This is a genomic window from Brevibacillus sp. FW306-2-1A-C05A (genome assembly GCF_058781555.1).
The window spans coordinates 39,498-64,904 of record NZ_JBYSWV010000028.1; the positions used below are offsets into that span (position 1 = coordinate 39,498).

The following is a 25,407-nucleotide window of genomic DNA, read 5'->3' on the forward strand; positions in this document are numbered from 1 at the left end:
TTGATACCCCTCGCTCTCCCGCTATCTCTCATGATTTGGGGATATCCCCAGCTTAAAGAACAGGGTATAATTTGGGAAACGAACGTTTTTGTATATGGTTATCAAATATTTAGATAAGAGGGAAACACACGCTATGGACTTCGAACAACTGCGCGCCTTCTACACGTTGGCACAGACGAAAAACTTCACCAAGGCTGCGGAAATGCTCCATCTCGTTCAGTCTACGGTGACGATGCGAATCAAGCAACTGGAAGAAAAAGTCGGGAAGCCGCTGTTTATCCGCGACAAGCGGAGTGTGGAAATTACCCAGGCTGGCTTGACGCTTTTGCCCTATGCCGAAAGAATCCTCAAGCTGTCTCACGAGGCACTGAGCGAAGTCGCTTCTCTCCAGCCATATGAAGATTACTTGTCCATCGGCAGTCTGAACGCCATCTGGACCTCTACCCTCGAACCGATCTTGAAAGAGTATCATTACCGTTATCCGCAAATTGCCATCAGCACCAAAACCGGGCATTCCTCCGACGTCATCCAGTATTTGCTCGACAACGTCATTCAGATCGGAATCGTATATGTGCCGCCGTCTTTGCCGAACTTTGAGGTCATTCCCACCTGGGACGATGAAATCGTCCTCGTCTGCTGTCCGCAGAGCAGCTTCGCCCAGTCGACTCATGTGGACTCGCGCGAGCTTCGCAACCTGCCGCTGCTCTACATGAACTGGGGACCGCCCTTCAACGAATGGATCAGACAGACGCTGCCGCGCAACTACGTGCCCAAGCTGACCGTCGACAAGGCGGAGCTGGCCATTGATTTGATTAAGGAAGGGCTGGGCGTCAGCCTGCTGACCCGCTCCGCCGTCAAGTCGGAGCTGGCTGCCGGAACGCTCAAGGAACTGCCGATTACAGGAAACAAGCCTCCGAAGCGCTCCGCCTACATCGTCCTGCCGAAAGACAAAAAAAATAAACCCAGCGTGGAAAAATGGCTGAGTCTCATGAGTGAATTAGGTTATTCTACCACTTAGCGAATCTAGCGCGATTGCGGTATGGGGTCGACGACGGAATCTCGTCTCCCCAGCCTTCTTTCATAGCCCCAGCGGACGAGAAAATACCAGCACAGCGACAGGCAAAATCCCGTAAGCACGTCGCTCAAATAATGCACACCGAGGTAGACGCGGCTTGCCGCGAGCAACACCACGACGACGAGCGCAATCGGCTGTATGTACGCCGACCAGCTTTTCTCCTGATACCAGCGCGCAATCAAAAGGGCGAGCATGAGGTAAAAGCAAGGAGCGATCATGGCGTGGCCGCTCGGGAACGAAAACGAATCCGGTAGCTCGATCAGATTAAAGCCACTAGGCCGGGGACGGGCAAACATCAGCTTCAACAGTTCATTGGCGACCTCGCTTACCCCCAATGTCAGCAGGACGACGACCGCCTCCAGCTTGTGCCCTTTGAAGAAAAAGGCTGCAACCAGCACGACGCCGAGCGGCGCTAAGGTCGTTGCGTTCCCCAAAAGCGTAAGCATCTGAAAAAAGGTCGTTGCCGCCTCCGAGCGAACGTCTGCGAAAAACGCAAAGGCCGCCTGATCCATCCCCGCTACCTCACCTGCTATGTACTGTCGAAGCATCCATGCTCCAAGCACCGCAAAGACGATGCCGCACACAATCAATCCACTTTCCTTAGCCGTCCACTTCATACGTTTCTCCTCTCTCCAACAGCGAGCGCAGCGCAGCCGCAAAGCGCTGGTCATCTTCGCGCGTACGCGCCGCCGGGCCTCGCGTTCTTCCTCCCCCGCGACGATAGCGGGCTTTTTCGTTTCGCTCCTCCAGATGAAAAGCAATTCGCTCCGGCTCAAAAACAAGACCGTGCGGCGTCAGCGGCCGCGCCTTTTTGCCGAGGATGAGCGCAGCCAGTCCAATATCTTGCGTCACGACCACATCACCCGGACGGGTTTCGTTGGCGAGCTTCATATCGACCGCCTGTGGCCCTGCATCTACCGTTACGTGATGTTCAGAGCCGATCTGATGATTGTAGCTGGCAAAAGTCAGGCAAAGCCACCCGAATTCCTTGCACAGCTCCTGTGCGATGACGAGAGCCTGTCGTGGGCAGGCATCGGCATCGATGAGAACGCGTCCTTTTTCCATTCGCCACTTCCTTTCGTGCGCTTTTCTCTCTCCCCGCGCTGCTCCGTTTTTGGTATGATGGAAGTGGAGAGGAGTGAGATCACCTTTGCGCAATTATTTTATTTTCGATGAACGATTAGGTATTCGCCTTCCTGCATTGGATATGCCATGGGAGGAGTATTCACATACGGAACGAGCCGACATTTTGATGGAGTGGGAGGAAATCCGCGCGACCATCCCGGATCAGATCCAACGGGTGGAAGCTGTCATCATCGAAAAAACAAGGCAGATGTCGGAAGAGGAAAATTTCGCCCGTTCTTGTGAGCTGAACAGCGAGATCCATGAATTAGCAAGCGTCATTAATGATCTTAATATATGGTTTCGCGTCCAGCAAGACCATGACACCAAAGTCCATCAATAATTTTCCGATGGAAGGAACACGAAAAAAGCTCCGCGGCTACCTCGCTGCCATGGAGCTTTTTTTCGTCCTCTTCGGACTATTTCTTTTTGTTTCGCTTTCGCTCGATTTCGAGCGCCATCAGACCAGAAACGTGCGGGGCAGCCATGGAGGTTCCGTTCAACTTTTTGAACTGGTTTCCGGGCCATGTTGACAAAATTTCCACGCCAGGCGCTTTCATGTTGGCACCTTTGCCGCGCGCGCTAAACGACGCCAGTTTGCCCGACTGATCGATCGCGCTTACCCCCATCACGCCTTTGTACCTGGCCGGATACTCTACTTCTCCCCCGCTATTTCCCGCAGAAGCTACCAGGACGATGCCGTGCTCGTTCGCCTTTTCCACCGCTCGCGCCAGCGCCTCACTGTACTGCGGCATGCCGAAGCTCATGTTGATGACATCCATTTGATTGGCGATCGACCACTGCAAAGCCTGCAAAATCGTCGACAGCGACGATTTGCCTTCGTGGTCAAAAGCACGCACGTCGTACAAGTGGGCTTCGGGAGACACACCGACAATCCCGCGCTGGTTCATCTCCGCGACGATGATCCCGGCCACGTGCGTGCCATGCCCGTTTTGCTTGCCGCGCACAAAATTGACGCCGCCTTTGATCCGTCCCTTCAAATCAAAATGATTGCGGGAGATTCCCGTGTCAATGACAGCGACCTTCACGCCCTCGCCCCTGCCTTTTCGCCACAGTCGCTCTGCTCCGACGTAGCGGACACCCCACGGGATTTCGTCCTCGTTCTCGGTCTGTGCATGCACGCTTACCGTCACGTTCTCCTCTACCATCGCCTCATACCTGCGAAAATGTTCGCAGTGCTGCTCGTATATGTTTTCCTTGATGCACAGGCAAGACCAGTCGTCGTAACAACGCCAAGGAAGTCTCTCCGTTTTGGTCATTACTTTTTTCTGCAAATCGGTCAGGATTTCGTGAAACGGCATCCCCCGCTGAAAGCTGATGATTTTCAACCCGCTAGCCTCCTGTCATGCATGGCGTTGCCACATCCTATGTCACATCCGCCTGTGTCTGCTTGGGCATTCGCACATCGCCCGGCAAAATAGGCGAATAGCCCGGTCGATCTGTCCAAGCGAACAGAAGGCTTCTCCCATATATTTGCAAGGGGCAGGCGTAAATACATTTGGAGAGGAGCGAGTGCTGCATGGCAAAAGCAAAAGGAAAGAAAACGAGCGATCTTCTGAAAAAAATCAACCAAAAGAGCAAGAAGAAATGGAAAATGGACGATATCAAGTCACTGGCGAAAGGGATTACGAAAAAGGACCTGAAAGATGACAAAAAGCTTGCCGACCTGATTAAAAAGGTCAGCAAAGCGGTCGGGGTCAAACTGTCCGACAAGCAAATGGCAAGCGTCAAAAAGCAGGTGCATGAAAAGCTCGGCTGACGCCGCTGACAAAACAAAAACAGCAAAAAGGGAGAGCAGCTACGCTCTCCCTCTTGCTATTGCCAACCTATGCAGCCGGTGTTACCTCGTTAGTCGCAAGAGCAAGCAACGATTGTCAGCAATACGAACAACACCAGAATCAAAGCAAAATCGTCGAATCCTCCGTTGAACAGACTCATTCGCTTTCCCTCCTTTGTCAGCAACTAATCATACTGTATGTGCGAATAGCCAATCTTGATTGGACGCTCGCCCAGTCCGTGCCCATTTCTGGTTACGTGTGTAGTTGCTGTGAGGAAAAACAGCGGCAGATCAACTCGCCCGCCGCTCGATCGGCTCCATCATGCCGTACTGCTTTTTCATGACCGATTGCCAAAACGGAATGGTCCTCTGGATCATCGGCCCCGTCAGCAGGGCGATCAGCACCGTCCCGATGGAAACGGGTCCGCCCAATGCTGCCCCGGCAATCAGGACCGCGACTTCAATAATCAGCCGAACCTTCTGAATGCTCCAGCCCAGCCGCTCGTTCATCGCCAGCATGAAGCTGTCGCGCGGCCCGGCTCCCAGCCGAGGCGACAAGTACATCCCGATCCCGATGTTCATCACCACAAGGCCCAGCAAAAACATCGCCAATCGCGACCAAACGGACGACAGCTCCGGCACGATATCGAGCCACAAAATCAGATCGAGAAAGCTCCCGAAACAGACCATGTTCAAAAACATGCCAAAGGTCGGCTTGATTTTGGCAACCAGATACGATGACAAAATCACGGCCAAGCCGACGATCTGCGACCAGATGCCAATCGTTAAGCCAAACGTTTTTTGCAAGCCGATGTGGAACGTATCCCACGGCGCCACTCCCAGGTTTGCCTTGATCGCGAGCACACAGCCAAATGCCCCGATAAACAGCCCGAGAACAAACATGGCGTAGCGCACGACAATCGACCTGCTGACCCGTCTACCGGACACAGTCTTTCACCTTTCCTCTCCCGTTGCGCTCTCTCTTTTTTCCCGGCGAAAACGCCGCCCTGGCGAACAAAATGCCAGGGCTTGCCGCGACGAGCCGGTTACTCTCTTTCCAGCAATCCGTTCTTTGCAGTCATGCCTCTTAGGCTTTGCAAAAGTTACATGCAGCTTCCTGCCTCGGCAAGCTGCCGTCTCGTCCCGATCCGCTGACGCTTTCCCGGCTGACTGCTTCTGCCTCCCAGGGACAACCGCCTTCCCGTGAGAGGGGCAACGTCATTCGCTGCATGCTCCTCCTCTTTCCTAAGTAATAATTTATTCATTATAGCAGGGTTACTCGGTTTCTCCCACCGTTTTTCGCACTCGCTTTACCGCGATACTGCCCAAATCCTCCGCGAGCTGCGTCTCCGGAAAAATCGCCTGCGCTTCCGCCAGCAGGTCGGCCATGGAAAAATCGCCATCCTCGTCTTCATAGCGCGGGCTGAAGTGCGTCAGACAGAGCGCCTTCACGCCTGCCCGCTTCGCCAGCTCGGCGGCCTCCTTCGCCGTGGAATGCCCGCTGCGCACAGCCAGCTCCTTGTCGCGATCCGCGTAAGTAGCCTCGTGTACCAACAAGTCAGCCCCTGCTGCCAGCTCCTCGACACTTTGGCACGGCTCCGTATCGCCGCTGAAGACGATTTTGCGGCCAGGCTGCGGAGCGCCGACGAAGTCTTTGCCATCCAGCACGCGCCCGTCTGGCAGCATGACCTGCTCGCCCCGCTTCAACGCGCCGAACAGCGGTCCGGACGGCACCCCCGCTGCTTTCGCCCGCTCGACCAGAAACGCCCCCGGCTTGTCTTTTTCCAGGACGCTGTACGCGAACGAAGGCACCCGGTGCTTCGCCTTGCGACATGTGACGATCACGTCCTCGTCTTCGTACACGACGCCTTCGCTGACGATGCACAGATCCAGCGGGTATTGCAAATGCACCGGGCTTATGTCCATGATCGCGCGAAAATAGCGGTCCAGCCCCGGCGGCCCGTACAGCGCAAGCGGAGGCGCCTCCCCGTTACGCAGCGATCTGGAAGCGAGCAAGCCGATCAGTCCGTACAGGTGATCGCCGTGCAAATGCGTAATGAAAATTTTGTCCAACTGGCTGATTTTCATCGGAGAGCGCAGCAGTTGATGCTGTGTCCCTTCCCCGCAGTCAAACAGCCACCATTTTCCTGCTTGTAAAAAGCGAAGCCCGATTCCGCTCACATTGCGGCGGGTAGTGGGCGCACCTGATCCAGTCCCTAAAAATGTCACGATCACGACTATTGCACCTCTCCTTTGGCGGAGCTTCCCACAAGCCTGTCACGGTCTGTAAGCATTCACCCTTTTTTGTCTGGGCGCATAACTTACAACAAACAACAGCCTAGCAAGGAGGGACTCCCGATAATGAAACGATTTTTTGCGCTGGGGCTGGCTGCCTGTCTGGCTCTGTTCGCCGCTTTGACCGGCTGCTCCAGCACTTCTGAAAAAATAAGAATTGGCGAAGTAACCCGCTCCCTTTTTTACGCTCCCCAATACGTTGCGCTGGAAAAGGGATTTTTTAAGGAAGAAGGCCTGGACGTGGAGCTGTCCACGATTCCCGGCGGCGACAAGGTGATGTCTGCGCTCCTGTCCGGCGGGATCGAGGTCGCTCTGGTCGGTTCGGAAACGAGCATCTACGTCTCGCAGCAAGGGGCGGCAGACGTCGTCGTCAACTTCGCCCAGTTGACCCAGACAGACGGTACTTTCCTCGTCGCGCGCAACAAAACGGACTCGTTTTCGTTTGAACAGCTCAAAGGCAGCGTCTTCCTCGGTCAACGCAAGGGCGGCATGCCGCAAATGGTCGGAGAGTACGTGCTGGGAAAGCACAATATCAATCCACAAAGCGATCTGGAGCTGATCCAGAATATCGAGTTCAAAAACATTGCCTCTTCCTTTGCTTCCGGAACCGGCGAGTTTGTACAGTTGTTCGAGCCGGAAGCGTCCCGCTTCGAACAGGAAGGGATCGGCCACGTCGTCGCCTCATTCGGCAAGGAGAGCGGCACCGTCCCTTACACCGTCTACATGACGAAGCAAAGCTATATCGACAGCAATCCTTCGGCTATCCAAAAGTTTACCAATGCGGTCTACAAAGGGCAACAGTGGGTTGCCAGCCACAGCGCCAAGGAAACGGCTGAAGTCATCGGAAAATACTTCGAGCAGATCGACCCGCAAATTTTGGAGAACGCCGTACAGCGCTATTTGGAGCAAGGTTCCTACGCCGCCGATCCAGTGTTGGACGAACAGGAATGGAACCAGCTTCAAGAAATTATGGATGCGGCAGGTGAGTTGAAGCAACGGGCGGATTACACCAAGCTGGTCAACACCACCTTCGCCAAACAATCCAAGGAAGGGAATTAATCGTCATGAACCAGATTCCTTCTACGCCGGCCAAGATTGAACTTTCCCACGTGACCCATCTCTATTTATCTACGACCAGGGCGTTCATGGCGGTGCAGGACATCAACCTGCGCGTGGAGGAAGGCGAGTTCATCTGTATGGTTGGCCCTAGTGGTTGTGGCAAAACGACACTGCTCTCCCTCGTTGCCGGACTGGAGACGCCGACTGCCGGAAACGTGCTGATCGATGGAAAACCCGTTCGCGGAACGTCCCGGCAGGTCGGCTACATGCTCCAGCAAGACTATTTGTTCAACTGGCGCTCGATTGAAGACAACGTTTTTCTCGGACTGGACATCCAGGGAATCCGCACCAGGGAGACGGAACAATACGCCTTGCATCTGCTCGATGAAATGGAGCTTGCCGACGTGCGCAAAGCTTCCCCGCAGCAGTTGTCCGGCGGCATGAGACAGCGGGTCGCCCTCGTCCGCACCCTTGCCTGTCAACCGGATGTGCTGCTTCTCGATGAACCGTTTTCCGCTCTGGACTATCAGACGAAGCTGAAGCTGGAAGACCTGATTTTTTCCACCTTGCGCAAGCATAAAAAAACCGCCATCCTGGTGACGCACGACCTGTCCGAATCAATTGCCATGGGCGACCGCATCTACATTTTTTCGCGCAACCCGGGCCGGGTCAGCAGCGAGCTGGCCGTCCCTGCCGCGATTCGCGACTCTCTGCCATTCGACGCCCGCAACCAGGATGGCTTCCAAGACTTGTTCCATCGCGTCTGGAAGGAGATGGAGGTGGTATCCGATGCAGCGAAAGGACATTGAAGCCATCCACCGCAACTACTTGAAGCAGGAGGCGACGGGCCGCTACTGGGTGTTTTCCACGCAATGCCTGCTGTTTCTCGCCTTCCTCGGCTTGTGGGAGCTGCTTGCGCGCACGAACACGATCAATGCGCTCATTTTCAGCTACCCTTCCAAAATCTGGGCACAGTTTTGGTCCCAGCTACTGGACGGCAGCCTGCTTCCCCACGTAGGCATGACGGTATGGGAAACGGTCATCGGCTTTCTTTTGGGCACGCTGCTCGGGGCGGTCATCGCGACCGTCATCTGGTGGTCCCCGTTTCTGTCGCGCGTGCTGGAGCCGTATCTCGTGATCGCCAACAGCATGCCGAAAGTCGCGCTCGGCCCGGTCTTCATCGTCGGCTTCGGGCCGGGGCTGATGTCTGTCATCGCCATGGGCTGCGCGATCTCGATCATCATCACCACGATCAACGTCTACTCCGGCTTTCGCGAGGTCAACCAAAACTACGTCAAGGTCGTCCAGACGCTCGGCGGCAACAAACGGCAAATTTTCCGCCTCGTCATTCTCCCTGCGACGATTCCGACCTTGCTTGCCACGTTGAAGGTAAATGTCGGCCTTTCCTGGGTGGGCGTCATCGTCGGCGAGTTTCTCGTTTCCCAGCAAGGGTTGGGCTATCTGATTATTTACGGATTCCAAGTGTTTAATTTTACCATGGTCATGATGAGCCTCGCCATCATCGCGGTCGTCGCCACGCTGATGTACCAGGGCGTCGCCTTTCTCGAGCGGCGGCTCACCAGCCAGTTTAAATAGATGGAGGTACGAAACAGCGCGATCATCATCCGGGGATGGTCGCGCTGTTTCGCTGGTTGTGTGTCTTGCCGGGGCGCTTTCGCCACTCTCTTACTCCGGCGCTACGATCTCCACCTTGATCCGATCCGGGTCTTCGCAAAACAGCGCGTAATGCTCCCGGCCGCCCGCGTGTGGATAGCGGTCCTCGTAGAGCAGCGGCACGCCTCGCCGCCACAGCTCCTCGCGAATCGCCTCCACCTGCTCCCGGCTGCGCGCGTGAAAAGCCAGATGGTTCAATCCGACGCGACAGCGGTGATACGGCACATCGAGAAACCGTTCCTCTGCCTGCACGAACACCAGATACGTGTTGCCGTGCTTCCAACTGATCCCGCTCGCCCATTGCTGGTAGCGCTCATAGCCGAGCTGTTCCTCCAAGAGCCACCCCCAAAACTCCGCGGATCGCTTCAAATCCGCTACATACAACTCCAGATGGTGCAGCATGCTTCGTCCTCCTTTTTGCTCGCGGTCTTTTGGCGCGGGCGGCCCCGTTCGCTCGCGGCTTTTGCGCCAAGCGCGCGTGGCTGTCCCCTGCCGTTCGCCGCACAGGCTGTTGCAACCGCATAGAAAAACGCCCGACAGCCAGATGTCGGGCGCTATGTACGCGTTTTCGGCTACTTCCAAAACTTCCACCAGCTCTTTTTCGCCGCCTGATCGCCAGGCTGGCTGTTGGCTGCCACTTTTTGCTGCGCCGCCGCTTCCACTTCCAGCGCACCGGGAACCCGGGCGAGGAAATGGTCGACCATCGGCTTGTAGTTGTCCGGCAGATGCTCCTGCATCGTGCGCAGAATCGCAATCGCCTTTTCCTTCTGGTCGGTCGCCAGCAAGGCGTTGGCATAGTTGAAGCCGGCATACGGATACGGAAACTCCGGCGTCCAAAACTTCTCACAGATTTGGATCAGTTGATACACATAGCCTGCCTGTCCCAGCTCGCCCGTTACCGTCATGACCACTTCGAAGCGGTCTTTGGCTCCTTCGATAGCCACCGTGTACCATTTCATCGCGTTCAGCAGATCGTTTTCGGTCAGAGCGAGGCGGGCCAGATGCAACTGCGGCCTCCAGGCGCCTTCCTTGACACAGAGCGCTTCCAGGCGAGAGCGCAACTCCTCGCGCTTGCCGCTCTGCAAAAAGCTCTCGACGTACATGTTCAGGCCGTTTTCCTGGTTCGGGTCTTTGTGCAGGCCCGTATTCAAGATTTCGAACGCTTTGTCTTCTTCTCCCTCATACGCGTAAATCTTCGCCAGATTGGTGCAGGCCGTCCCCGACGAAGGGAAGCGCTCCAGGCAATCGGTCAGGATCGTTTTCGCCCGCTCAAATTCTCTCGCCTGCATGTGAACAACCGCGCGGAAAATGAGCGCAGACTCAATTGGCCCGTACAGCTCAAGCAGCCTGTCCGCCGCAACAGCCGCCTGCTCATGAAATTGCTCCTTCACCAACTCCATCGCAAAGTCACGAAGCTTTTCTTTTTGGTCCCAATACATATCCAGATTGTGCGGAATCACTTTTTTCTGGTAGTCCTCCCGGGACATCTCGATGGTTTGACCAAATTCATTGGTAAACGTCACAAATTCAGACATGAAACAGCCTCGCTTTCATTTCCTTCACAATAGTATCAAGGGACAAGCCCCGTCCTGCAAAGAAGAACGATTTTCCCCAAAAGGAAAACCGCAGATCGTTATATCCAGGCTTTCAGATTTACTTTACGGATAAAATCCTCCATTGATTCCTTCGCTGGTTCGTCATTTGCCTCTTCTGCATCCGACATGCCCATCAGTTGCCTGAAGAGGGCTTCGTTGCGCGTCGCCAGAGCGTAATCAAGCAAAGCTTCCTGCGAGACACGCTGCGCTTCCTCCTCCAGCAGTTTTTCTTCCAGGGCGATGTCTTCTTCTACCACTGGAATATGCTTATCTATCTTGGGTATGCGAATGACCCATGCAAACGCACTGTCCGGGTTGCGGTCGCGTGCGATCAAATACCCGTATTCGCCTATCGGCAAGCCTTGCTCGAAGGAGTCGGCAACAATGACGACGCGTTGTCCAAGCTTGAACATGAGCGTCCACTCCCAATAAAGATTAATTCTAATCATACTAAATTGTATGTGTACTTGGGAAGAGAAAACCAGCAGGATGGGCAAAAGCACAAAAAGTTTGTTGCTCGACTGAAAATAAGGTACACTTTACCTATATGCGCATTTTTATGGATTACGGTTACGAGGTGTACGCACATGAGTGAAATGTCGACAGGGTTTTCCCTGTTTATTGTCGGGTGGACGTTTGTGCTTGTCGGGTTGATGGGGATCGGCGGCTACTTCATGTTTCGCAAATTCCTCAAGTCCATGCCGAAACAGGACGGGAAGTCCGATCTCGACTGGCAGGACTACTACATCGAGCAGACGCGCTCGCTGTGGACAGAAGAAGGCCTGACGCTGCTCAACGAGCTGGTTGAGCCTGTTCCGCAGCTATTCCGCGATGTGGCAAGACGCTCGATCGCAGCCAAAATCGGGCAGATCGCCCTGGAAGAGAAAGCGACCTCGATTACGACAGAGCTGATCGTCAAAGGATACATCGTCGCTACTCCCAAGCGCGACCACAAATGGCTCATCGCCCACTTGCAATCCAAGCAAATCGACTACACCCCTTACGAGAAATATTTGAACGCGTAAAGGCAGCAGGCACTGCCCCGCCTGCCCGAAAGCCGGCTTGCTCCGTCTGAAACTTCCTCTCTGCCCATCCGTAAGAATACTTATACGGATCACTGGCCTGCGCAAAAAGCTTTTTCAACGCGAAACGGGCTGGGCAAAAGGAGACGATGCAGATGTCAGTCATACTGACCATTTTGGGGATCGGGTTCGTGCTGTTTGTTGTCGCGGTCATCATTGTCGTGGCTCTGTTGAAAAAAGGCGCGCGGTTTTTTTGGAAAATGGGCGGGCGCGGCTACCGCAAATACAGCAGCAGCGATTATCGCCATCGCGGACCGCTGTGGAAGCTCGGTCACAAAACGTATGGCCATCGCTACTATCGTCGCAAGCATTCCAGCCACAGCGGTTTTTTCAGCAGTTAATGGACGCGAAAAAAGAGCAGGGCAGCTACCGGTCGCAAAGCCGGAAGCTGCCCTTTGTATGTTCCATAGAAAAAAAGACGAAAAGCTGCCTCATGCCTGGCAGCTTTGTTCGTTTTCGGCCTTGGGGGTCGCCTTTTTGCCGGATACCCCGCCCGAGACGAGAAACGCCATCACCTCGGCGCTGTCCATGTCGAGCGGCTGCACCTGCTCGCTCGGAAAGAGCAGCAAATTGCCCGCAAAGTTGTACGACTGCGGGAGATAAACGGCGACGTGATCGGCAAGCCCGTATGTATCCATGCTTTCTTTTGTGATGAAGCCGATGACTTTGGCTCCCGAATCCTTCGACAGCGTCACCAGAACCGGCTTGTCGAAGCTTTTTTTGTCGCCGACGAACGCCCCGATCAAGTCCTTGATCGCGGTATAAATCAGCTTGATGAACGGCACTTTTTCAAAAATGCTGTCCACGACGGCCAACAGGCCGCGCGTCAGCACGTTGGAGGCCAAAAAGCCGACAATCGTAATCCCCACAATTGTAATCAGCACTCCGACGCCGGGAAAATGGAGATGGAACCGGTTGCTGGCCAGATTGTAAAACCAACTGTCCACCGTCGTAAAAATGGTGTATAAAATGTAAATCGTCACAGCCAGTGGAATCACGTACAGCAAGCCTTCCAAAAAGTATCGGATCACACGCTTCATCCCGTTGCTCCTCTCTTCCGCCACTTTTTAGAAATATTGTACCCCATCGGATAGTCATCTGCTATGATGAAGAAAAAATCAGAAAGCAGGGTGAACCATGCAAGCACTTGTCACACCACAATGGCTCCGCGATCATTTGCACGACGAGCGGATCGTCATCGCCGATTGCCGCTTTGCGCTGTCCGCTTCCGAACAAGGCGCGCAAGAATACGAAGTCGATCATATTCCAGGGGCGCTCTACTTTCATCTGAATCGCGACCTGTCCGGTCCAAAGGGCGAGCATGGCGGACGCCATCCCCTCCCGGACATCACCGCTATCGCTGCCCTTTTTTCGCGCGCAGGAATTGATGAGCAGACGACCGTGATCGCCTACGATGACCAGGAAATGTCGATGGCTGGACGTCTCTGGTGGCTTTTGCGCTACCTCGGTCACGACCGCGTCGCCGTGCTCGATGGCGGATACGCCGCCTGGAAAAAGGCTGGCTACGAGGTGACCGCTGACGTGCCGACACCGCAGGCGCGTACGTTTGTCCCGCGCCCGCGCCCGGAGATGCTGGTCGGCATCGAAGACGTGCAAAAGCGCACGCCTGAAACCGTGCTGCTCGATTCGCGGGCAGGCGAGCGCTATCGCGGCGAACAGGAGCCGCTCGATCCGAAGGCCGGACACATCCCTGGCGCCCGCCATTTCTTTTACAAGGACAACCTGGCAGCGGACATGACCATGCTTCCGCCCGAGCAGCTCAAGGCTCGCATCGCCGACTTTGCAGACCGGGAAATCATCGTCTATTGCGGCTCGGGAGTCACAGCCTGCACCAACCTGCTCGCCTTGCACCAGGCAGGACGGGCTGACGCCAAGCTGTACGCAGGAAGCTGGAGCGACTGGAGCTCCTACGATTTGCCTGTCGCCAAAGGCCCTACTCCTGCCGAAGGAATCGAAGAATGATCCGCTTCATTCGCCTCCTGCTGCACTTCGGGTATCAGGAGGCCATGTCTTGCCTGTTTCCCGTCTTCATCTTCGCTTCGCTCGCGGTATCCAAATTCGTCGCGATCCCTGGCCTGCCCAGATACGACTTGCTTTTGCTGCTCTGTTTGGCTTTTCAGGTGTTCATGGTGAAAAGCGGGCTGGAGTCGCGGGACGAGTTGAAGGTAATCACGGTCTTTCACCTGATCGGACTGTGTCTGGAAATATACAAGGTGCACATGGGCTCCTGGAGCTATCCCGAGGCCGGGTACAGCAAGGTGTTTGGCGTTCCGCTCTACAGCGGCTTCATGTACGCGAGTGTCGCGAGCTATTTGTGCCAGGCGTGGCGTCGCCTGGACGTCAGCCTGACCAACTGGCCGAAGCCGATCTGGGTGACCTCGCTCGGTGCGGCGATCTACCTCAATTTTTTCACCCATCACTTCATCTGGGACCTGCGCTGGGTGTTAATGGTGCTCATGTTCATCGTGTTCTGGCGATCGAAAGTGTACTTTCGCGTCACCCACGAGCGCTTTTCCATGCCGATCCCGCTCGGCTACTTCCTGATCGGCTTTTTCATCTGGATCGCGGAAAATATCGCCACCTTTTTCGGCGCCTGGGCGTACCCGAACCAGCGCTCCGGCTGGGAGCTGGTGCATCTTAGCAAAATCAGCTCGTGGTTTTTGCTCGTCATCGTCAGCTTCATCATCGTGGCGGAGTTGAAGCATGTAAAAGCGCGACGGACAGGCGGCAAGTCGGTTGAGACAAAGTGAGCAGGCGGGCAATAGCAAAAAAGGCAACGGTAGGTTCGTTGCCTTTTTGCGCTGGGAATCTCTCTACTTTTTCGCTTCCGCGACCAGCCAATCCGCCAGAAGCTCTGCCTGCGACAGCACGGCGATCGGGTCCTGGAACCACGAGCTTTCCTCGCCCCAGATGTAGACCCGCCGTTTTGGACCGCCTGCAATCTGCCCCAGATCGGGTCTGCCTGGTAGTCCGCCAGCTTTTTCGAGTCGCTCGTCAACACTAGGTAATCGCCATCGTACTCGCCCAGCGTTTCCAGCGAGATCGGCTTGTGGGCTGCCAGAAACAACTGGCTATCATTATAAGTGATAATTATTCTAAATGACAGACGGCAATAAAAAATCCCAAACCGCCGCCCGCTTGCTGCGAACGATGGTTTGGGGTGTGAGTGACTTATTGTTTCAATACGTTTTCCAGCACGTTCTCGATCATCTGGCGGTTGGCGATCACGCCTGTGTACAACCAGCTTGATTCTGTCGTAAAGTCGTAGACATGTCCGTTTTTCACCGCAGGGATATTCGCCCAGACCGGCTCCTTCAGAAACTCGTCCTTGGACACGCCTTTGCTGTTTACGACAAACAGGTAGTCGGCGTCAAGCTGTGCCAGCTTTTCCAGAGACACGGAGTTCCAGTTGGCATCGCCCGACTTGGAAATTTCCTGGACGACAGCAGGCACTTTGAACCCAAGGTCTTTGTACAGCACGTCCCCGCTGGACAAGTCCTGACGCGCCATGTAGACGGCTTTCGCCGTTACCCACAGTGCCGCCGCCGATTTTTCGCCAATGCCCTGCTTCAGCTTTTCTTTGCTTTCGGCCACGTACGTATCGTAATCGGCCAGTACCTTTTTCGCTTCCTCGCTCTTGTTCAGGACCTCGCCCACGATCAGAAGCTCTTTGCGCCAGTCGCTGTTCTTTTCTTTGCCAATCGTGTACGTCGGCGAAATTTTGGCGTACTGGCTATATTTGTCTCCCGCTACCAGTTCTGCATTGTCCATGATAATCAAGTCGGGATTGTAGCTCATCACGACTTCAGGCGGCAGGTCATACGGAATCGCCGGGATTCCTGCCAAATCTTTTTGCAGATACCCCTGCACGTCGCCTTTGCCTACCGACCACTGGGCGACCGGCTTCACGCCCAGCGCCACCAGATGGTCTTCCAGATAAGAAGCGATGATCCGCTGCGGATGCGCAGGTACGGTCACTTTGTTGCCCAACCCGTCTGTCAATTCGCGTTGGGCCGCTCCGGCTTGCTCCTGTACGCTCCCCTCGGCTTGCGGTGTCGGACTTGCCGTGCCGGAGCACGCGCTCACGAGCAGTGCGAGACTGACCATGAAGAGAGTTGCCATGTGGCGCGTTGATTTTTTGTTCATGCGAACGATCCCCCCAAAGCTTCGTTGATAACGATTATCGTTAACACTATAGCTTTCCCCCTTCTCGTCCACAATAGATAATCCGGGCTTTCCATATAGACGATCCGGAACTGGAGGCGCGGCCAGGGCATGCTTGGAAAAGGCGCTCGGCGTCATGCCTGTATGCTTTTTGAACAGCCGACTGAAGTAGAGCACATCCTGGTATCCGACAGCAGCCGCTACTTCCTGCAGCTTCGCGTCCGTCCGGGCCAAAAGCTCCTTCGCTTTTTCCATCCTCAGTGAGATGACGTAATCAATCGGGCTGTGGCCTGTCTCTTCCTTGACCAGTCGGGTCAAGTAGCGGGCGCTGTAGCAAAACTGCTCAGCGAGGCTCTCCAAAGAAATCCGCGTTGTGTAATGCGCTTCCAGGAAGCGGACGACCTGCTTGGCGAGCGGCTGTTGTTCTTGGTGAAACCCGTGCTGAATGAGCTGCTGCATGACCTCGTGGACAAACTGCAAAAACGTGCCTTTTGCCCGAAGCCGCTCCTGTGCGTCCCATTCGCGGGCCATCGTTGCGGCCAGATGGTACAGTCCGGTTGGCTCATGCGGCACAAGCGCATAAGGCAACTGAAACGGCTCTTTGCCGCCATCGTTTAGCAACGCATGGTCGGCAGGGCGCGGCAGCAACGTTTTTGCTTTGTACAAGATCAGGTAAAACGCGAATAGCTCGTCGTCTGTCAGCTTCACGTCGAGCACCATGCCTTTGCCGCCGTGAAGCAGCAAGAAGCGGTCTGCCGCATATTCGCGCCCATCCAGTCGAACCGTGGCCTGTCCCTTGCAAGCGTAAAAATAGCTGGAGGCCGGAAGCCGGTAGCTGTTCCACGACTCTTGCGCCTGCAACACAAAATGCCGAACGTCGATCACCTGAACAGCCGCGTGCGTCCAATGTGCCAACAAGTCATGGATTTTCTTTTTTTCCTCTTCCTTCATCCGAGCACACCTGCCTGTTTTTGCGCAAGAAGCGTTGATTTGTTTGATTTTTATGAGAATGATTATCACAAAAACACATCGGTATTATAAGGGAATTTGGGGGCCAGATCAACCTGCGGAAAATTCCAGTTCGGGGTCTGGCCCGTGCAAGTTCGCGAGCATTCCAAAAACGTCGGCAGCATGGCAGGGAAGCGTTCCTGTTTCAATTCATGCGGAGCGGTTGCCTTTTCTTCCTTGCATTACTGTTTACTTTACTTTTACGATTACCTTTCCTTTGGCCCTTCCGCTTTCCAGGTAGTCGAATGCTTGCGCGGTATCTTTCAATTGGTACACCTTGTCAATTACAGGCTTAATCTGGCCTGCTTCGATCATTTCCGTCAGGATCTTCCATTGCGCGCCGCTCGCTTTCATAAAAAGGAGGTGATATTTCGTTTGGGTCTTCCGCTCAAGCGCTGTGATTTTACGGCTCACGATGGACAACATGGCCGTTTTCATCCAACCCAAATTGGCTTCTTTTCCGAATCTTGCGTTTGGCATGCCCGAGACGGAGACGATTTGTCCGCCTGGCTTGAGGATGCGGAACGATTTTTCCAGGACGTCTCCCCCTAGCGTATCAAAGACAGCGTCATACCCGGTAAGCATTTCCTCAAAGTTCTCTTTTTTATAATTAATGATGAGATCGGCCCCCAACGATTTGACCAGTTCATACCCTTTGTCGCTTGCTGTTGTCGCCACGAAAGCGCCCATCCTTTTGGCCAGTTGGATGGCGAAGGTGCCTACGCCGCCCGAACCTGCGTGAATCAAGATTTTTTGGCCTTTTTGAAGATGCAAAATATCGGAAAACGCCTGGTAAGTCGTAAGTCCAACCAGCGGTATGGACGCCGCTTCTTCAAAGGTCAAATTTTGCGGTTTCAGCCAAATATCATCCTCATGCACAGCAATGAATTCGGCCAATGTGCCGATCCGGCTTTTGCGGGGCCTGCCGTAAACTTCATCTCCGGGTTTAAACGCCTTCACCCGTTCGCCAACCTTGACGACAACTCCGGAGAAATCGTTGCCCAAGATCAGCGGAAACTTGTAACTCAACAGGAATTTCACTTTTCCTTCTTTAATTTTAAAGTCGATCGGATTTAAGCTGGCAGCATGAATTTCTACCAGCACATCATGTTCTCCGACACTGGGCATTGGCTGTTCTGTCAATACTAATGGAGCATTTTTTCCATAATTCTCAATGACGATGGCCTTCATGTACGATCACTCCTGTTTATGATTATTGGTTTAAACAAACGAACCAATTGTGCAAAACAATTTCGCTACCACATTTCTCTTGCATCTCTAGGTAGTCACTGCGACCCATTGCACTCGGCTTCCACGGCGGTAATTAATGCTTTGAGTTGTTCAAGCGGTTTGCGGACAGTCAATACGTAATAATTTTCTACGCCTTTTTTTTCGGATGTGATAAAGCCGGACTGCTTCAACACCTTCAAATGATGGGAGACAGCCGGTCTGGACAAATCTATATGGCTCGCGATCGCATTGACGTTCAGTCCCGATTTGTTCTGTGCCAGCAGCATAATAATCGCTTGCCGATTTTCATCGGTCAGCACTTCCAGCAGAGGAATGCAGTCTTTAAATTGTTGCAGCACATGCTCGGTTCGCTGGCTCATGCGGTTCATCCTTTCGTTCGTTCATTGGTTCTTTGGTTTAATCGTTTAAACGTAATTATAACCACTTGTTTTGTAAATGCAAGTGGGAGGTGGGGGATTTTACAAGAAGCCCCCCTTCTCTACGCAAATGCATGCCCAGCATTTGTTTTCGCTAAAAAAGGGGAGCTTGGAATTATTTCACCTTAGTCATACTTGCTGGGAGACGATCTCACGGATCATTTCTCTGTCTATCGTATCCAAATGCGCTAATTGATTGCGTGCGTCATATAACACTCGAAAGGAACGCTCATCATCTGAACTCAGAAAGCCATTCGCTTTAAAGTAATAATACCACATATGGCGCAGCTCCATATCTTCCGGGGACTGCAGTAACTTTTCAAAATTGTCCCGTTGCGGCAACACGCCTTGCAACTCGATACGGTAGCGTTCAATGAAGCGACGACGCATTTCTTCTATGATTGGAAAGACAATATGAATCTGCGCCTCCCAAATAATAGATGTCACTTTCTGTGGATTCTCAACAAGATTTCTCGCTGTCTCGTAGTCAGAGGCCAGTTCATGCAGCAATCCAAAGGCATCATACGCCGTCTCCTCAACAGCCAACATGCTGCAAAGTTCCGGATCGGTTCCGGCCATTCTTGAGGCAAGCTGCGTGATATAGTTGCGTAGTCCTAAAGTAAGCCCAGGTTTTTCCGCAATGCAATACGAAGCAAACAGTTGCATATCATAATGTGCCACATAGTCGCTCCACTGCAACAACTTCACCCCTTTACGGGCGGTAGATAGCGGGAGAGAGGCACTGTAAGTCAAAATAAGCAGACCATTTCGCTGCGAACTGAACTTGGCATATTCAATTGCACTATCAATCCATTCCGTTCGGTGATTCGTCTCTCGCACAATAAGTACCCGACCTGAAAGCAGATCATTTCTTGCCATATATTCAGACCGGGAGCCATCCATAGGATGATATTCAACGTGATGGGCGTAATGATTCATTAGCGCCTCGCCTACATCCAGATCGCGTGCCCATTCATCCGCCTGAATTTGTCCGATTTGGAGGCTGCTGTCACTTTGCAGCAGCCTTTCCTTGAGCAGATGAAAAAAGTCCTCCTTGTAAGGAGGCTCCTCAATTAATAAGACACGATAGTTACTGGTTGCTGCCACGGTATCCTGAAGATACCGTGCAGCACCAGACATATAGTTCCACCAAAGCGATGGTTTTTCCATGTTAATTCTCTCCCAATTCGTAAAGCTGATAAAACAGCTCGTCTTCGCTGCTGCCAAGCATCTGGAAGAAACTGTATCGATTAAATACATAGTGATCCGAACCACGCGTCTCCCGCCGGATGATGTTTAGCTCATCCATTTCCTCCAGCAATGCCTTGACGCTATCTTCCGACAAACTCGCGATCTTGTTGATATTGAACTCTTTGCAAATCTTGATGATGTCCTGTGCGGAAGAACTCTGACCAATTCCGACCACATAATAGCGATACGCGATCGCCTTGGCCAAAATATCATACAAATTGTCAGTATCAAGCTGCAAGGTAATGCGGAATTTATTCTCAATTTCTGTAAGAAGTTCCCTTTGTCCAAGCAATGTCTTGATATGCTTCTCGTCAAGCAAATAGGGCGGATTGGAGTTTTCATTATAATTGCCGTTGCGATAGCTGTCAGTGATCGCTTCGATCAATTTTTGGCAATAAAGATGAATCAGGCCAGGATAATAGTTCGTCTTCGCAAGAATAAGACTGATGATATCCTCGCCATTTTCTTCAATCCGAAATCCGAGATATTGCAACGGACGAAGCAGCAAGTCACGAGCATCCAAGTATTCCAACGGGCGGATTGTGATATGGCCCAGATGGGCAAGTACGCTGTTGCCGCCAAGTAGTCGCTTGTTGAATCGGACAACGTCGCGAAGTCCCGCAAGAACAAATTTGAATTGTCCATTGAACGTATCTTTCAGTTCTTTCAGTATTTCGAGCGGCCTGTTTTGTCCACTCTCACAGCTTGCAAGAAACACATCCGCTTCGTCCAGCAACAGCATCAGTTTATGAATAGGCCGCTCCCTGGCCAAAAGTCTTGTACGCAGTGCCATTCGCAACTCATCCCACGTGTTGCAAGGCTGCGTCAATACCTTCTCAATGACCAACTCTTCACTAATAATCCGAAGCGATGCATCCGTATTTTTCTCCCGTAAGTCAACAAAGACTGCATATCGGCCTTTTTCAGGATTATGTTCCCTGTTTTTTGCTTCCCTCAGCAATGCCGTTTTACCAAGCTGCCGTCCACCGTAGACAAATACCGGGCCATTCATGCTTCTGATTTTCTCCAGTTCATCGGTTCGACCAATAAACATTTCTGGTGGAATCCCGCCGACAGGGATATATGGTTGAATCTTGCTTGATGGCAAGGCAATGCTGAGAAATACATCGGCACGATCAGTTTGACTGTATCCGGCCAGAAACAGTGCCATCACTCTGTCAATGACAACTATGATTTCCGGAATGGATCGCAATTTGATTGACTTGGCCAGCAGTTTTCTGTCAGCCAGAGGGAGCGCATAGTCAAGTACAACGATTGTCGCGGCCCCATTTCCCGCACCGCGCTGTGTCACTTCATCCAGCAAGTTGTCGGCTGTCCGTACGCCAGCCATAGCCAGCACGCGAACTCCTTTTCGCACAGCCTCAGTCCCCAACTCCTTGAATGGATGAGGATACTGACCTAATTGCGCATCGCGAGCTGCTGGGAACACATAAAATTCATTTTCTCGTTCTTTCACAACTCTCTCTACCTTGTGAAACAGCAGTTGCTCCATGAACTCGCTTATTTGATGCGGCTGAAACTTGTACCATTGCTGGATTAACTTTTCCGCACTAGCCGTGTTCCGGTTGTTCTGATTCGGAAACAGTTGGCTACGGACAGACCGGCTGTATACACGATGCAGATCCTCGCGTTTATGGGCGTTGCATGATTGAAAAAGTCCGTGGTATCGCTCAAGGAATGACTTGTACAAATCACTGTCAAACATTTGAAGTGACGGCGTGTCTTTTTGGCCACTCGCAGCTAGCTGTATGTAATCCTCAGCAACTGTCATATTGCGTCTCTCAAGGGCTCGTTCAATTTTATCGAGAATCGGCCACTGTCGCAGCACTTCTTCATCGCTTGCCAGATCGTCTCGATCCGCACTCAGAAGGGTGTCCTCTTTTAACGCATCCAAACGACTGCGAGTTGCTTCCATACGCGTGTCAGAGCCTCTCACAATTTGTGCGCGGCAATGTTCAAGCAAACGCTTGAAGAACCCGACATTGAGCGTTTTCTCCGCATGTTTTTTAGCAGCTTCCGCAAGCTTGATATAGCCATACATTTCGTCATTGCTTGCCATTTGACCGTAATTTTGCGCGAGTTCCACTTCAGCCCTGAAATCATCATTATATTTCATAAGCTGCTGTGGCGCCTTGCGCCGTGTCTCACTCACTGTCGTGTCAGCCAGCCACTCGCCAGAACGCTTGGTAATCAAATCGTACATACCCATGTCGTAGTTGCGTAACGCTTGGTCAGCAGCCTGTTCCCACGTTTGAACCTTCTTGCTGTGATGACGCAATAAGCGTTCCCAAAGTGTATACCCGGCAACAGGTTGAATGGATTGGAGCCACTGCTCATCCAAGATCGGCAAATAGTCAGAATCCAGTTCGATTTCTCCGGAAAGCAGCAATGACTCATAAAAGTGATGCTCACGCTCATCACCTGTTTCTTCAAAGACAGATTGCAAATCGCGAATGGTGGAATGAAGCAGACGATGGCCTACCTTGTCCAATAAAATTGATTGCTCCTCCAGTTGCTTCATCGCTTCAAAAACGAGCTGTTGCGATTCTTGACGCGCTTTGCTAGCCATCTCGGACGAAATATAAGTTGACCCACTCATCGAAGTTTCAGCGTAACGGCATGCATAGTACCGCAATAGCGGCTCTGTCGCTTCACGCAACCAATTTCTCATCCGGTTGCGAAAGGCCCCGGTGAGCATCGTACTTTTGTCATTGCTGGACCAGTTGCTCATCCCGACCCAATGCTTGTCAAGGAATTGCTCCAGTTTTCCGTCCGTTGGCTGAAGATCAAGGCCGCCTGGATCGACGGACAAATCGGCCTCTGTGAACAATTGGCATACTTCGCGTAATTGCGCTAACGGCATCTCGGATGCATTTTGCAAATAGCGAGTCATGAGGCCACTGTTACCATACAGTTCAACAACCATCTCCTTGATCTTCGGATGGTTAATTTTAGACATCGTATTGCGAGGGAAAACCGTTTCGATTGTCTCTTTGATGCGCTCCTCTACCTGTTTCACTGCTAATTGAACGTCGAGTTGGTCGCGAACATCAGATGAAACGCAATACTTGATGCCAATATTGTAACGATCAATAAACGTCCAAAAATGACCAATGAGCCTCTTAATGCTAGAAAACGTTTCGAGTACGTCGCTCGATAAGTCGTTGTTAATTTGCTTCCAGCGAGTTTTCAAACGATAGTCATTCGGGTCTTTGGGATCAAAAAAGATTTTCAGCCACATGGCTGCTTTGACGCAGTCATCAAGCATCTCGAACTCCCCGTACGGAAGGGTGATCGGCAAATCGGCAAGCGTATGCCAGTCCTCTTCACGGCATAGGGGATCGTTGAGAGTGAATGATATTTTGTCACGCAAAACCTGGACGTCTTTTGAGAAACCGGCTACCGTGTGCAACAACAACATGCCTTCCGCCCAATGTCCTTCCGCGAGCCTACTCAGCGCGCTTTCGACAACCCGCTTCAGATCATCGGCGCTTATCAGAACAGATGGTTCAGACTTCTGTTGATCGCGTCGTTGAGTTGGCCCAGTTTCAACGATCTCGTCCTGGAAAACAGGCTCATCTGTCTGCGAATCCAATCGCTCCTGATTCCTGGCTGTCATTTGACCCTTTGGGTCCGAGACTTCTTGAATCGCAGTCATCTCTGCCAGTGGATGCTCTGCAACACTGTCGCTGGTATTCGTTTCTGGCAGTTGGAACAATACGGACAAATGATCCGAGCCTTCCTTGCCTCCAATGATGGGAAGCTGATTTTCTATCAACAAATAATAGGCTTGCCGCTCTGTGGAAGATAGCCATTCAGCCCAGCAAGAGCCCTCCTCCATCGAGTCAACTACGACGAGAGGAATGCAGTTATCCTTGTTATTTGCCATCTCGATGACGAGTTCAAGATCCGCCTGTGGATCCCTTGCATCAAGAATGCCGGGAATGACCAAATAAAGGTTTCCTGTCTTCTTATCGGAAACTTCCCGATGGGGAAAAGGCTGTATGGTTGCCCGCAACATCGACAACTGCTTGGGTACATGTTTACTCAGCGCTTGCAGCGCTCGATTGATATGCTGCAAGCGGAAGAAATCTGCAACGACTCTGTCGCTGCCAAACATCAGTTGGACTTCTTCCGTTTCGGCAAGGAGTTTCTGTTGGGAGAGAGTTTGCAACAGCCGTCTGCTGGAGTCTTTTTGAAAGGCCACTGCTCCATACGCGCTGAGCGTGTAAAAAACTTCAGATTTTTCCGCCAGCTCTACGACATGCTCAGCCACATAACCTTTTTGCGCGAGCTTCTTGAGGGTGTTTCGCACGATATCTTCTGGATTACCGGATGTACGGCCACTTTCGCGTACGGGGTCTGCCCATAATGTTTCAAGCTGACTATCGGCAACAGTCCCAGCGTTGTACAAGTAGCACATAAGAAAAGCTGCCAAACGCGGTATGACCGATACCTGCTTCAATTCTCCCTCAAATTTGTTAGACGAAAAATTGTCGATATTTTTCTTTTTGCTAATGCAGTCATACTTGACTGTCGTAAAGTCAAGCAAACTGTCCGGAACTCCGGCAAATGCATCATTTACAGGTGGGGCAGTTGTCGCTTGTTCTCTATGCGCAAGCGAACTCATGAGGCAGGATGCCAATGGCTCCTTTTCATGAATAGAGGAAGCCCCGTCAAATACTTTTGCAGTATCTGGCGTGGGACAATCCATGCGATCGGTGGAAATATCAGGGGGAATCTCTGTAATTCCGTCATCCATCGTTGTCTCAGCGGAGGCATTTGAGACGGCTGAACGGTCTTCGAAACCTTTTGACTCTTCCTCTGCTTCAGCAGTATGCCCTGTCAGAACAACATTTGCAGCCTCTTGCCTGTCGTCTGAAAAATCAGTATCCGGCCAAAAAAGCCAGCCCTGTTCCAGTGCATACCTGGTGGCGACCCCGATTGATTTTGTGATCTGTTTGTACATCTCTGCAAGGTCGTCACACTCTGCGGGATTACGGATAAACTGAACAACTCTGTCATAGACTTCTCCGGCTTCTGCCAGTTCCTCTTCAGACAGTTGGTGGAGCAGGCTCTCCGCTTTGGCTTGTTGTTGCACAAATTCTTGGGCAACTCCGTCATCCAAGCATTGCAGCCGAATGAACGCCTTGATCGATTGACGCGCCCGCTCTGCCCGCGCCAAAAGAAGGGATGTGCGTTCCATATCGTCCACGATTTCTTTTAATTCATCCATGGTAGACGGTTTGCCATACGTTGATGGGATGGCACTACATGCGTCGTTCTGGAGTTGAAGCACAGAAACTAACGATTGCTTTGTCGATTCATACGCTTCCTCTGACAGCATTTCGCCAGATTCCAGTCGGGATAGCATTTCTTTCAATTGAACAGTAGCACTGTCTCGGGCGAGTATGAACCGCTCCATCAGATGCTCCCATTTATGTCGTTGATCTGACACACGGTCCCTCCTAACTATAATCATCATGTGGTTTCCTTATTTCTGTTCATTTTCAAGCTCATTTCTACTCCTTTGTCCAGTTTCACCTCCTCTCCAAATTGTTGGAAAATACACCTA

The 25,407-nt window shown here is 52.5% G+C and carries 26 protein-coding genes; 11 read left to right on the top strand and 15 right to left on the bottom strand.

The window, feature by feature from the left end; all coding sequences use genetic code 11:
• The first annotated feature begins 133 nt into the window (after nt 1-133).
• Complete coding sequence (locus AC3WJN_RS16710) at nt 134-1,018, top strand: LysR family transcriptional regulator (protein WP_005827103.1); 885 nt, start codon at nt 134-136, stop codon at nt 1,016-1,018.
• A 5-nt stretch (nt 1,019-1,023) separates the two neighbouring features.
• Here AC3WJN_RS16710 and AC3WJN_RS16715 read toward each other — a convergent pair whose 3' ends face one another.
• Nucleotides 1,024-1,692 (bottom strand): phosphatase PAP2 family protein, encoded by a 669-nt coding sequence (locus AC3WJN_RS16715; protein ID WP_005827100.1) that lies wholly within the window; start codon nt 1,690-1,692, stop codon nt 1,024-1,026.
• A complete protein-coding gene (locus AC3WJN_RS16720; RefSeq protein WP_005827098.1) occupies nt 1,676-2,140 on the bottom strand; it encodes a YaiI/YqxD family protein in 465 nt (154 codons plus the stop codon). The genes AC3WJN_RS16715 and AC3WJN_RS16720 overlap by 17 nt, the downstream gene beginning before the upstream one ends.
• A 73-nt stretch (nt 2,141-2,213) precedes the next feature.
• Here AC3WJN_RS16720 and AC3WJN_RS16725 point away from each other — a divergent pair, with 73 nt between their 5' ends.
• Nucleotides 2,214-2,540, top strand: coding sequence for a hypothetical protein (locus AC3WJN_RS16725; protein WP_026557037.1), 327 nt, complete (start codon nt 2,214-2,216; stop codon nt 2,538-2,540).
• Nucleotides 2,541-2,616: 76 nt separating this feature from the next.
• Here the strand turns inward: AC3WJN_RS16725 and AC3WJN_RS16730 are convergent, their stop codons facing one another.
• A complete protein-coding gene (locus AC3WJN_RS16730) occupies nt 2,617-3,546 on the bottom strand; it encodes a S8 family peptidase (protein ID WP_007785198.1) in 930 nt (309 codons plus the stop codon).
• Between the two features lie 191 nt (nt 3,547-3,737).
• On the opposite strand from AC3WJN_RS16730, the gene AC3WJN_RS16735 reads away from it, so the two are divergent.
• On the top strand, nt 3,738-3,977 hold the full coding sequence (locus AC3WJN_RS16735) for a stage VI sporulation protein F (protein ID WP_007785196.1): 240 nt from the start codon (nt 3,738-3,740) through the stop codon (nt 3,975-3,977).
• Nucleotides 3,978-4,066: 89 nt separating this feature from the next.
• On the opposite strand, the gene AC3WJN_RS16740 is transcribed toward AC3WJN_RS16735, so the two are convergent.
• The 3 genes from AC3WJN_RS16740 to rnz all read right to left on the bottom strand — a co-directional run bounded on the left by AC3WJN_RS16740 (nt 4,067) and on the right by rnz (nt 6,230).
• Nucleotides 4,067-4,156 carry a YjcZ family sporulation protein gene (locus AC3WJN_RS16740; RefSeq protein ID WP_007785194.1) on the bottom strand — a complete coding sequence of 30 codons (90 nt, stop codon included), beginning with the start codon at nt 4,154-4,156 and terminating at the stop codon, nt 4,067-4,069.
• Nucleotides 4,157-4,286: 130 nt separating this feature from the next.
• The gene (locus AC3WJN_RS16745) at nt 4,287-4,943 is read right to left on the bottom strand and encodes a YczE/YyaS/YitT family protein (RefSeq protein ID WP_025848460.1); all 657 of its coding nucleotides are present in this window, start codon (nt 4,941-4,943) and stop codon (nt 4,287-4,289) included.
• A gap of 327 nt (nt 4,944-5,270) precedes the next feature.
• The gene (gene rnz, locus AC3WJN_RS16750) at nt 5,271-6,230 is read right to left on the bottom strand and encodes a ribonuclease Z (protein ID WP_007785190.1); all 960 of its coding nucleotides are present in this window, start codon (nt 6,228-6,230) and stop codon (nt 5,271-5,273) included.
• Nucleotides 6,231-6,356: 126 nt separating this feature from the next.
• On the opposite strand from rnz, the gene AC3WJN_RS16755 reads away from it, so the two are divergent.
• The 3 genes from AC3WJN_RS16755 to AC3WJN_RS16765 are packed head-to-tail and all read left to right on the top strand — an operon-like array spanning nt 6,357 to nt 8,945.
• On the top strand, nt 6,357-7,349 hold the full coding sequence (locus AC3WJN_RS16755) for an ABC transporter substrate-binding protein (RefSeq protein ID WP_005827085.1): 993 nt from the start codon (nt 6,357-6,359) through the stop codon (nt 7,347-7,349).
• A 5-nt stretch (nt 7,350-7,354) separates the two neighbouring features.
• On the top strand, nt 7,355-8,158 hold the full coding sequence (locus AC3WJN_RS16760) for an ABC transporter ATP-binding protein (RefSeq protein WP_005827083.1): 804 nt from the start codon (nt 7,355-7,357) through the stop codon (nt 8,156-8,158).
• Nucleotides 8,139-8,945, top strand: a complete 807-nt coding sequence (locus tag AC3WJN_RS16765) for an ABC transporter permease (RefSeq protein ID WP_005827080.1) — start codon at nt 8,139-8,141, stop codon at nt 8,943-8,945. Before AC3WJN_RS16760 ends, AC3WJN_RS16765 begins: the two co-directional genes overlap by 20 nt.
• Nucleotides 8,946-9,035: 90 nt before the next feature.
• On the opposite strand, the gene AC3WJN_RS16770 is transcribed toward AC3WJN_RS16765, so the two are convergent.
• The 3 genes from AC3WJN_RS16770 to AC3WJN_RS16780 all read right to left on the bottom strand — a co-directional run bounded on the left by AC3WJN_RS16770 (nt 9,036) and on the right by AC3WJN_RS16780 (nt 11,031).
• Nucleotides 9,036-9,425 (bottom strand): VOC family protein, encoded by a 390-nt coding sequence (locus AC3WJN_RS16770; protein WP_007785186.1) that lies wholly within the window; start codon nt 9,423-9,425, stop codon nt 9,036-9,038.
• Nucleotides 9,426-9,595: 170 nt separating this feature from the next.
• A complete protein-coding gene (locus AC3WJN_RS16775; RefSeq protein WP_007785184.1) occupies nt 9,596-10,558 on the bottom strand; it encodes a tetratricopeptide repeat protein in 963 nt (320 codons plus the stop codon).
• Between the two features lie 98 nt (nt 10,559-10,656).
• On the bottom strand, nt 10,657-11,031 hold the full coding sequence (locus AC3WJN_RS16780) for a hypothetical protein (protein ID WP_005827074.1): 375 nt from the start codon (nt 11,029-11,031) through the stop codon (nt 10,657-10,659).
• Nucleotides 11,032-11,205: 174 nt separating this feature from the next.
• Between AC3WJN_RS16780 and AC3WJN_RS16785 the strand changes: the two genes are divergently transcribed.
• Nucleotides 11,206-11,643, top strand: a complete 438-nt coding sequence (locus AC3WJN_RS16785) for a DUF2621 domain-containing protein (protein ID WP_007785178.1) — start codon at nt 11,206-11,208, stop codon at nt 11,641-11,643.
• A 152-nt stretch (nt 11,644-11,795) separates the two neighbouring features.
• A complete protein-coding gene (locus AC3WJN_RS16790; RefSeq protein ID WP_005827069.1) occupies nt 11,796-12,041 on the top strand; it encodes a hypothetical protein in 246 nt (81 codons plus the stop codon).
• 90 nt (nt 12,042-12,131) lie between these two features.
• On the opposite strand, the gene AC3WJN_RS16795 is transcribed toward AC3WJN_RS16790, so the two are convergent.
• A complete protein-coding gene (locus AC3WJN_RS16795) occupies nt 12,132-12,740 on the bottom strand; it encodes a DUF502 domain-containing protein (protein ID WP_025848451.1) in 609 nt (202 codons plus the stop codon).
• 97 nt (nt 12,741-12,837) lie between these two features.
• On the opposite strand from AC3WJN_RS16795, the gene AC3WJN_RS16800 reads away from it, so the two are divergent.
• From AC3WJN_RS16800 to AC3WJN_RS16810, 3 genes are read left to right on the top strand one after another with little or no spacing between them, the layout of a single operon-like run.
• A complete protein-coding gene (locus AC3WJN_RS16800; RefSeq protein WP_025848449.1) occupies nt 12,838-13,683 on the top strand; it encodes a sulfurtransferase in 846 nt (281 codons plus the stop codon).
• Entirely contained in the window at nt 13,680-14,471 is a 792-nt protein-coding gene (locus tag AC3WJN_RS16805) for a DUF817 domain-containing protein (protein WP_005827063.1), read from the top strand. Before AC3WJN_RS16800 ends, AC3WJN_RS16805 begins: the two co-directional genes overlap by 4 nt.
• Entirely contained in the window at nt 14,458-14,637 is a 180-nt protein-coding gene (locus tag AC3WJN_RS16810) for a hypothetical protein (protein ID WP_129552215.1), read from the top strand. Before AC3WJN_RS16805 ends, AC3WJN_RS16810 begins: the two co-directional genes overlap by 14 nt.
• Nucleotides 14,638-14,892: 255 nt before the next feature.
• Here the strand turns inward: AC3WJN_RS16810 and AC3WJN_RS16815 are convergent, their stop codons facing one another.
• The 5 genes from AC3WJN_RS16815 to AC3WJN_RS16835 form a co-directional block, all read right to left on the bottom strand.
• Nucleotides 14,893-16,836, bottom strand: a complete 1,944-nt coding sequence (locus AC3WJN_RS16815; protein ID WP_081414681.1) for an AraC family transcriptional regulator — start codon at nt 16,834-16,836, stop codon at nt 14,893-14,895.
• Nucleotides 16,837-17,082: 246 nt separating this feature from the next.
• Nucleotides 17,083-18,084, bottom strand: a complete 1,002-nt coding sequence (locus tag AC3WJN_RS16820) for an NADP-dependent oxidoreductase (protein ID WP_492329306.1) — start codon at nt 18,082-18,084, stop codon at nt 17,083-17,085.
• A 95-nt stretch (nt 18,085-18,179) separates the two neighbouring features.
• A complete protein-coding gene (locus AC3WJN_RS16825) occupies nt 18,180-18,503 on the bottom strand; it encodes an ArsR/SmtB family transcription factor (RefSeq protein ID WP_005827057.1) in 324 nt (107 codons plus the stop codon).
• Nucleotides 18,504-18,689: 186 nt separating this feature from the next.
• The gene (locus tag AC3WJN_RS16830; RefSeq protein WP_005827055.1) at nt 18,690-19,730 is read right to left on the bottom strand and encodes a hypothetical protein; all 1,041 of its coding nucleotides are present in this window, start codon (nt 19,728-19,730) and stop codon (nt 18,690-18,692) included.
• Between the two features lies 1 nt (nt 19,731).
• Nucleotides 19,732-25,290, bottom strand: a complete 5,559-nt coding sequence (locus tag AC3WJN_RS16835) for an AAA family ATPase (protein WP_007785168.1) — start codon at nt 25,288-25,290, stop codon at nt 19,732-19,734.
• Between the last annotated feature and the right edge of the window lie 117 nt (nt 25,291-25,407).